General features: G+C 70.7%; 6 protein-coding genes. 2 read left to right on the top strand and 4 right to left on the bottom strand.

The annotated features are described in order from the left end of the window. Window positions 1-15: 15 nt before the first annotated feature. Together BMW85_RS33020 and BMW85_RS33025 are read right to left on the bottom strand one after the other, a co-directional pair. Window positions 16-885: a hypothetical protein gene (locus tag BMW85_RS33020; RefSeq protein WP_091089384.1), complete on the bottom strand. Its 870-nt coding sequence runs from the start codon at window positions 883-885 to the stop codon at window positions 16-18. A 5-nt stretch (window positions 886-890) separates the two neighbouring features. Continuing rightward, a complete protein-coding gene (locus tag BMW85_RS33025) occupies window positions 891-3,014 on the bottom strand; it encodes a hypothetical protein (RefSeq protein ID WP_143082483.1) in 2,124 nt (707 codons plus the stop codon). Between the two features lie 389 nt (window positions 3,015-3,403). On the opposite strand from BMW85_RS33025, the gene BMW85_RS49890 reads away from it, so the two are divergent. Then, entirely contained in the window at window positions 3,404-5,437 is a 2,034-nt protein-coding gene (locus BMW85_RS49890; RefSeq protein ID WP_177241004.1) for a polysaccharide deacetylase family protein, read from the top strand. 449 nt (window positions 5,438-5,886) lie between these two features. Here BMW85_RS49890 and BMW85_RS49895 read toward each other — a convergent pair whose 3' ends face one another. Together BMW85_RS49895 and BMW85_RS33050 are read right to left on the bottom strand one after the other, a co-directional pair. Further along, window positions 5,887-6,051: a hypothetical protein gene (locus BMW85_RS49895; RefSeq protein ID WP_177241005.1), complete on the bottom strand. Its 165-nt coding sequence runs from the start codon at window positions 6,049-6,051 to the stop codon at window positions 5,887-5,889. Window positions 6,052-6,476: 425 nt separating this feature from the next. Further along, complete coding sequence (locus BMW85_RS33050; RefSeq protein WP_177241006.1) at window positions 6,477-7,601, bottom strand: endo alpha-1,4 polygalactosaminidase; 1,125 nt, start codon at window positions 7,599-7,601, stop codon at window positions 6,477-6,479. A gap of 342 nt (window positions 7,602-7,943) precedes the next feature. Between BMW85_RS33050 and BMW85_RS50545 the strand changes: the two genes are divergently transcribed. Then, window positions 7,944-8,359 (top strand): hypothetical protein (locus tag BMW85_RS50545; protein WP_218156033.1); only part of this gene is annotated, 416 nt, incomplete at its 3' end.

Raw genomic sequence — 8,359 nt, forward strand, 5'->3', positions numbered from 1 at the left:
ATGCCCCGGGTCCGCTCAGTCGATCCGGCCCGGCTCCTGCAGCTCCAGCTCCGCCGCCCGGGCCGCGCGGTCCTCGTTGAAGTCAACCCGCAGCAGCTCCGCGCCGTTCTTGTCCCCCCTCTCGGCCAGCACCGCCTGCATCGCCCGGTAGGTTTCCATGATCCGCCATCCCGGCGGCAGGTCCGTGGCGAAACGGCGGTGCCGGGCGATGTCGCTGCTCGGCCCCTTGCCCAGCAGTTCCTTGACGAGGTAGTCGCCCACGGCGTTGAGCCGCCGGTTCTTCTCCTCCGGGTCCGCCGGCCCGGCCAGCATCAGCGTGACCTTCCTGAACACCTTGAAGAAGGCGGCCGCGTGCAGCGACAGCTCGTGGTTGAGGGTGTGCGCGACCTTGTACACCTCCTCCAGCTCCTGGTTGATCGACACCTCGATCTGCCAGCGGGCCTGCGCGTCGGTGGAGAGGACGTCGGGAACGTTTCTCAGCTTGACATCCTTGGTGAGGTCCAACCGCGTGTCGCCAACGAGGAGGAAGGACTTGGTCTGGCCGTATCCCGCCAGCTTCCCGCTGGTGACGGTCAGCGACACCGACGGGAAGCCCTCGATGATCGACAGGAGCGGCGTCATGGTGCGCTGGTCGGCGAGCCGGTAGAGGCTCAGGGCGTTCTGGAACAGGTCCCAGGACATGTAGTCGAGCGAGTCCTCCGACGGCTCGCCGTGCTCGTCGAAGAGACCTTCGTAGGTCACCGACGCCTCGGGCCGGCGCGCCGCCGGGGACGGGCTCGGCGTGCGCATGAGCACCCGGTCCTCGCGGGAGGTGGCGCGCGCGCCGGTGACCTTCTGCTCGTCGGTGACCTTGTCCAGGGCCGACAGCGCCTCGTAGGGCTCCACCAGCGCTAGCCCAGCACGTCCGGGCGGCCGGCGACGTCCCCGTCAGACAGGGCGGTCACCGCGGCATGGTCGATCTGGTTGACGATCTGCTGGCGGACGAACAGCCGCTGGTACAGCTCGGCGCGTTCCCGGTCGTTGTCGGCCACGATGCGCACCGCCAGGCGCCGCTGCTCGGCCTCGGCCTGGCGGGCCTCGTTGTCGATCTCGGCGCCCTGGTTGGCCGCCTCCTTGGCCCGTACCGCCTGCTGTTGCAGCCCCGTCGAGTAGGCGTCCAACGCGTCGCCCTCGCCGAGGAAGGCGTCCACGGTGACGCCGTCGGTGCGCAGCACCTGCTCGCCGGCGGTCACGATGACGCCGGGCACGGTGTGCGTGCGCCCGTCCGGCCCGGTGTAGGAGCTGGTGATGCCCGGTCGTACGCGGGCGTGGGCCAAGCGGTCGCCGTCCGCGGGGACGATCTCCACGAGGTCGTCGCGGATCTGCCCGGTGTGGTCCGTGATCGTGGCGAGCTGCGCCAGGACCTCCGTCCTGACGGCGTCGAGATGATCGGGGTCCAGACAGTCGCGCAGCAGCCGGTCCAGCTCGCTCAGCGGCACCTCGTCGCGCGACTCGGCGTGCCCGTTGAAGAAGGCCACCCGCACGTCCACCAGGTGTAGCAGCGTCACGTACTCCTGGTTCATCTGCCGGAAGACGAAGTTGAGCGTGCGGCTGACGTTGATGTTCTCCAGTGTCCGCTCGACGGCCGACTCCTCGCCCTGTTCGAGCTTGACGTCGATGCTGGTGTCGATCTGCACCTCGCGGCGGGCGGAGGCGCGGGCGGTGTTCTGGCTGACGGCGTTGGTGAGGTTCTTGGTGAACTCCTCGCGCGCGCTGCCGGTGCTCCCCGACACGCCGGCGCTGGCCCGGGCGCTGGCGCTGCCCCAGCCCCAGTTGGCCTGCCCCTGCGCCTCGATCTCGGCGCGGTATTCGAAACTCTGGCTGGCGTTGGCCTGGTTGGACTGCTCGGAGTTGATCGTGCGGGCGAACTCGGCCTCGGTCTCGTTGCTGGTGGCATCCAAGATGGAGGACGTCTTCTGCAGACTCTCCGAAGAGCGCTTGTACGTGCTGATCCTGATGGCGGTCCGCTCGCCGGGCAGCAGCGAGAACGTCTTGACGGTGCGGCCGGCGCCGTACCGGGCCGGGAACGAGGTCAGCCGGTAGTACTCCACCAGCACCAGCCCAGGCGCGCAGTGCACGGGCGCCGGCACGAACCGGTAGGTGAACGTGCCGGTCGCCTCCCGGTAGACCACCAGCCGGTCGCCGGCGAGAAGCCGCTCGGCCACGCCCGCCTCGTCCAGGTCCCCGACGGCCTGGAGCACCCCCGCGCGGGCGGCCTGGTCCTGCCCCGCGGCGACGTTCGGGAAGACCGCGGGGTCGAAGAATCCGCTGGTCCTGGCGTTCTGCCAGGCCTGGGTGATCCGCTCGCGGGTCAGCGCGATCGGCGGCAGCCGCCCGCCGATCGTCTCCGCGCCGGTGTCAGGGTCCTCGTACCCGTGCAGGTAGATGAGCGGGGTACGCGGCTGAGGGCGGGCCTCGTCGGCCGCGCGCAGCGCCGTCGAGGTGACCGGCTGGAGCGCGGCCCGCACGCAGAGCCGCCGCCGGTCCATCGCCAACGCCACCTGCTCGCCGAACTCGATCCGCAGGACGACGTCCTTGACGTTGCCGCTGCCGGCGTAGTTGACGCGCAGCGTGAGCGAGGTGCCCTCGACCAGGGTCCTGCCGAAGTGCGGGACGTCCAGCGGCGGGTCCCCGGGCAGGGTCTCGCGCAGCGTCATGAGCAGGGACTTCGCGCCCGGGTTGCGGCGGTCGGGCGCCTGGTCGAAGAGGTTGATCTGGCGGCCGGTCCCGTCGTACACCTCGCAGCTCAGCTCCAAGCCGTCTTCGGAGATGAGGGAGAGGCTGCCGGTGCCGACGTCGCCGACCGGCACCGGATCCAGCCAGTAGCTGATCCCGTGGAAACGCAGCCAGGCGTCGCCGGGGACGTTGAGCGGGATGAGGAAGCGGCCGCGGTAGCTGGTCGGCTCCGGCAGGTCGTGGTCGACCGCGGAGGCGACGGCGGACAGAGGTGAGCCTGTGGCGATCGTGTCGGGCATCGGGTTCCCCGTACGTCGGCGGATCCCCCGATCGGCCGCCATCATCGTACGCGCGGGCGCCTCTGGCAAGACTTCCGCGCGTGCCCGGATGGCGTCGTGGTCCAGGTCGGCGATACGGGAGGAGCCGTCGATGGCCATCGTAAGGTCGGCCCTGACGATGGCCGTCGGCGCGCCGCGCCCGCGCGGCGGCGGGCGCGGGTAACTTTCACGGACGAGGCGCGAGGAACGACCGTTCGCAGAGCGCCGACGACCGTTCGCCGCGCTCCTGCCCGGCTGCGCCCGTAAGTGCGGCCCGGCACCTTAACGTCCCCATCGCCGCGATCCGGTGGGAACCAGGCCGGGCGGCAGGCGTTCCCCTTCGTTCGGGTCGGTCGGCAAAGGAGTGGCCAGTGCACGTCTTACGGTGGTGGAGATTGCGGAGCGCGGCCTTCGTCGCGGCGGCTCTCGTGGCTGCTCTCGTGGCGGCGGGCCTGGTCGCGCCGCAGGCGCAGGCGTCGGCGGGCACCGGCGCCCCCGGCCGCGCCTGCTCCGGCTACGTGGGGCTGACCTTCGATGACGGGCCCACCCCCGGCAACACCCCCGCCCTGCTGGCCGCCCTCAGGACCGCCGGGCTGCGCGCCACCATGTTCAACGTCGGCCAGAACGTGGAGGCGAACCCGGACCTGACGAGAGCGCAGGTCGCGGCCGGCATGTGGATCGGCGACCACAGCTGGGACCACCCCCACATGACGCAGCTCACCGCCGAGCAGCAGGACGCGCAGATCTCCCGGACCCAGGACGTCGTCGCGCGGGTCACCGGCGCCACACCCCGCCTCTTCCGCCCGCCCTACCTGGAGACCGACGACGGGCTGCGCGCGGTGGAGCTCCGGCACGGCCTCACCGAGATCAACGCCGACGTGGACTCCCAGGACTGGAACAACGCCACCGCCGACCAGATCGCGGCGAAGGCCAGACAGCTGCGGTCCGGCGACGTCATCCTCATGCACGACTGGCCCGCGAACACCGTCCAGGCCATCCCGCGGATCGCCGCCGACCTGCGCGAGCGCGGCCTGTGCGCCGGAAGGATCTCGCCGGTCACCGGCCGGGCGGTCGCCCCCGGCGCCACGTGCGCCGCCGCGTACCGGACGATCGCCGCCCGCGACGGCGCCTTCCGCGGCGAGGTCGTCGTGACCAACACCGGCAGCACCCCGCTGGACGGCTGGCGCGTCACGCTGACCCTGCCCGCCGGGGCACGGATCAGCAGCCTGAAGAACGGCGTAGCCACCGGCGCCACGGGGACGGTGACCGTCACCGGCACCCCTCACAACAGCGCCGTCGGGGCCGGCAGGTCCACCGCGTTCGGGCTCACCGGCACCGGGGACGGGGCCGTCGCGGGCGTCACGTGCGCCGACCCGTCCGGCGACACGCTGGCCCGTGCCCGCACCGTCGGCCGGGTCGAGGACCTGGGCGACAGCGTGCGCTACACCTGGCCGGGCATCACCTTCGAGGGTCGCTTCCAGGGCAGCGGGGTCGGGATCGAGCTGAACGACGCCGCCAACGACTACGACGTCCAGATCGACGGCGGCGCCCCGGTCACGCTGCGGACGCCCGGCAGGACCACGCACTGGGTGACCGGCCTCGGCGGCGGCGTGCACACCGTGCGCCTCGCCAAGCGGACCGAGAGCCCATGGACGCCCGGCGAGTTCGGCGGATTCGTCGCCGCGCCAGGAGGCCGCGTCCTCGCCCCGCCCGCCGCCCGCGCCCGGCAGATCGAGTTCATCGGCGACTCCTGGACCGCCGGCTACGGCAACATGTCGACCAGCCGCGACTGCTCGGCGAGCGGCGGGATCAACCCCAACTCCAACGCCGACCAGACCTTCGGCGCCCTCACCGCCCGCGCGCTGAACGCCGACCACCAGCTCACGGCCTGGTCCGGGATGGGCATGGTGCGCAACTACAACGGCAGCAGCCCCGGCACCGACTTCCGCACGTACTACGACCGCACCCTCCAGGCGGCCGGCACCGCGGCCTGGCAGCCGCCCAGGACCTGGAGGCCGCAGGTCGTCGTGGTCGGCCTCGGCATCAACGACTTCTCCACCCCGCTCAACCCCGGCGAGCCGTGGGCCGACACCGCCGCGCTCGCCGCCGACTTCCGGGCCGCCTACCTGGGTTTCCTGGCCAAGCTCCGCCTCCGGTACGGCCCCGGCACGTCCATCGTGCTGACCTATCCGACAATGTCCGGCACCCCGCTGGCGGACTCCGTCCAGCAGGTCGTCCGGGAGCGCAACAGCCAGGGCGACACCCGGGTGTCGGCGCTCCACTACGACAACGACGCCCTCGGGCTCGACCTGCTTGGCTGCGACTGGCACCCGTCGCTGCACGACCACCGGCTTCTGGCGGGCGCGCTCGGCCGCTTCATCGGGACGCTGCCTGTCCGGTGGTGACGGTCCGGCCGTCCTGGTGGCGTTCCAGGACGGCTTGCAACCCGCTCCCGAGAGCCCGTCGGCCACGTTGATCACGTGAGTCGGGCGAGGAGCGAGGGAAGGCTGCCGAGCATGCACGACAAGAGGAAGATCCTCACGGCGGCTGGGGGCTGCTGGTCGCCGTGGGGACCGCCGGGACGGGGGCGCCGTGGCGGCCGCTGCGGCGGCGTCCGATGAGGTGATCGTGGCGTGCGCCGGAACGGACGGGGTGCTGTGCGTCCCGGGCGACCCAATCGCCCACCCCGACCGCCACCCCCACCATCTCGCCGACCAGCACCCGTCACCGAGCCCCACCGCCATCCCTCCTCAGCCGCCCTCGCGTCGAGCGCGCGCCGAGCCGGCAGCGCCTCGCGAAGCGCTACGACCGAGACAGCTCACGGACAGAGGCCGGGCTTGGTGCCGTGTCCTTGTCATGGTGCGGCGTTAGGGCGCTGGTCAGCGGGTGTCTCGGGCAGTAGGGGCGCGACGGTGGGGATGCGGAGTCGTTCGACGGCGTCGCGGGCTTCTTCGTCGGGGCGTACGTCGTAGCCGAGGGTGGTGCTGGGGCTGGCGTGGCCGGCCAGGCGGGCGGTCATGATCACGTTGGCCTGCGGCAGGAGGTTGGAGATGAAGGTGCGGTGCAGGTCGTGGGGCCGTACTGGGGTGGTGGCGGCCTGCTGGGTGCGATTGGCGAGGATTGCGTACAGTGCCGCGGCGGGCGGCGAAGGTGTTGACCGGGATACGGCGTTGTTTGTCGCCCTTGCCGATGACGGTGAGCATGTGCTGGGCCCGGTCGTAGTCGGCGTACTGCAGGGCGACCAGTTCGGCGCGGCGCAGGCCGCAGGCGTCCAGCGAGGAAAACATCTCCGCCCACCGACAGCTGTGAGATGACGGTCGCCTCGGCTGCAGAGGCAGGCGGTAACAAGGCCACGCGCCGCGCATCAGCAGATGAGTTGCCGGACGTGCGGCGCTTGCCCGGCGATGGGGGCTCGACGCCAAGCTGTCCCGGCCGGTGAGTCGCTTATCTACAGGGCGTGTAGGGCGAGTCCTTCAGGGAGTAGTCCGAAGACTTCTTGATCGAGTTGAAGCTCAGCTTCGTGGTGCCGGTGCAGAAGCTGCTCGTCGCGGTCTCGTACTCGACGTGGAAGACGGGCTTCCCAGCCTTGATGAAGGCATTGAGGGCGGAGCACTCGTCGTACTGGTAGCACTCCTCGTTGATTGCGTAGTCGAAGTCGGGTTCCAGTTCCTTGGCCTGGCTGAGGTCGTTCTTGAGCGCCACGGACATGCCCTTGGCGTGCGCCAAAGCGGCCAGCGCCCGGTTGTAGATGAGCTGGGTGGCGGGGGTGACGGTCCATCCGGTGACCGACTTGCCCTCCTCGTGCGCGTTGACGACGTCGAACTCGACGCCGTCGAAACCGGCGCTCGCACACTTGTCCACGCGGGCCTTCATCATTTTCAGCAGGAAGTCCCGCTGGCCCTGGTCGTTGTTGATGTTGGCCCAGCGCTCGTTCGGGAACTCGTCGCTGAAGGGCTTGCCGAGCAGGCTGTTGCCGTGGGCCTTGTCCCAGTCGGTGAACTGCTTGTAGTCGGGCCGGAAGTCCTCGATCGAGCCGGCGTCGATGTAGCAGATCGCCTTGGCCCCGCGCGCGTGAATGGCGTTGACCGCTGCGGTGTTGAGCGTGGTGCCGTCGCCGGCGTAGAGGTCGATGTCGAACACGACCGGCCTGACGCAGGCGCCCCCGCTCTGCGGGACCGCGCAGATGTCCACGTTGACGCCACCGGTGGCGGAGTATTTCGAGTTCGCCTCGAGCTGGTACTGCCAGCGGCTGGCAAGCGCCGGGCGCCAGATGCCGGCGTTTGCCGTCGGAGTGCCGCTGCCGGTGGCAGCCGGGGTCGGGCTCTTCGTGGGCGTCTTGGTCGGCTTCGCGGTCGCAGTGGGCTTCTTGGTGGGCGTGGCATGCCTGCTGGGGCTGGCGCTCACGGTCGGGGTGGCTGCGGGGCCGGCGGTCGCCGCGTTCGCGACGGTCGAGGGGATGGCCGCCAGCGAGGTCAGGGCCAGCGCGGCTGTCGCGATCGTGCGTACGGCCGGGGACACGGATGCCGGCGCGGCGACCGAGCTTGAACGAGGCCCTCGGGTGTTACTCACATCATCTCCTCGAGTGCGGACAATTTCGGCGCCCAGACAAGCGGCCACCGATGATCTTGTCAACTTGCCCGGCTCAACGAGGAATCGTGTGGCGGAGACAGCCGGTCCCAGCGGGCGCGACCACAGCGACGGCGACCGGCGCCAGTCCGGCGGCGGAGGCGAGGAAGGCAGCTGCGGGGACTGGGCGGCCCCTGCCCGAGGTCAGCTCGGAGTCGATCACGGAATCCTCCCTGGTTGAGATGATCTTTGAGAAGTTCAGTTCTCGGTGATCATAAAAGAAACGCACATGCAGTATGCGAATCCACATGGTTTACAGCATGTGCTGATGCTAAATTTCAGTCCGTGAAGGAGATCAGCTTCGACCCCAGCGAACCGGACGGCACAACCACGAGCCAGGAGCACGCCGCCGCGTCGCCCGCTCTGCCGCCGACCTCGCCGCCCGGATTCGCACCCGAACGGGAAGAGGCCGCGGCGCCCCCGACACATCCGAGCGGGGAGGAGCCGCCCCGGGGTGGCCGGGGTCACACCCGCGAGTGTCTGGCCCTGGTCACTGACGATGTGCTGCGCCGATGCGCCCGGCCCGGCTGTGGCCGCGCCAAGCCCGAGCGTGAGCCCGGCAAGGGCGGCCGTCCCAGCAAGTACTGCTGCAAGCTGTGCGGCAACGAGGCCAGCCGGGCCGCCGACAGCGCTCCCGCCGCGATGGTCACGCACACCGCGGTCAGCGCCTTCACCGCCGAAGCCGGGCAGATCCGCGCGGC

This window comes from Nonomuraea wenchangensis (assembly GCF_900111685.1).
Classification (GTDB): Bacteria; Actinomycetota; Actinomycetes; order Streptosporangiales; family Streptosporangiaceae; genus Nonomuraea; species Nonomuraea wenchangensis.

What these genes read in the sequence shown, in the direction of transcription:
- BMW85_RS33025 (WP_143082483.1), bottom strand. Translation starts at nt 3,014, where the DNA reads ATGCCCGACACGATCGCCACAGGCTCACCTCTGTCCGCCGTCGCCTCC.
- BMW85_RS49895 (WP_177241005.1), bottom strand. Translation starts at nt 6,051, where the DNA reads ATGACCGCCCGCCTGGCCGGCCACGCCAGCCCCAGCACCACCCTCGGC.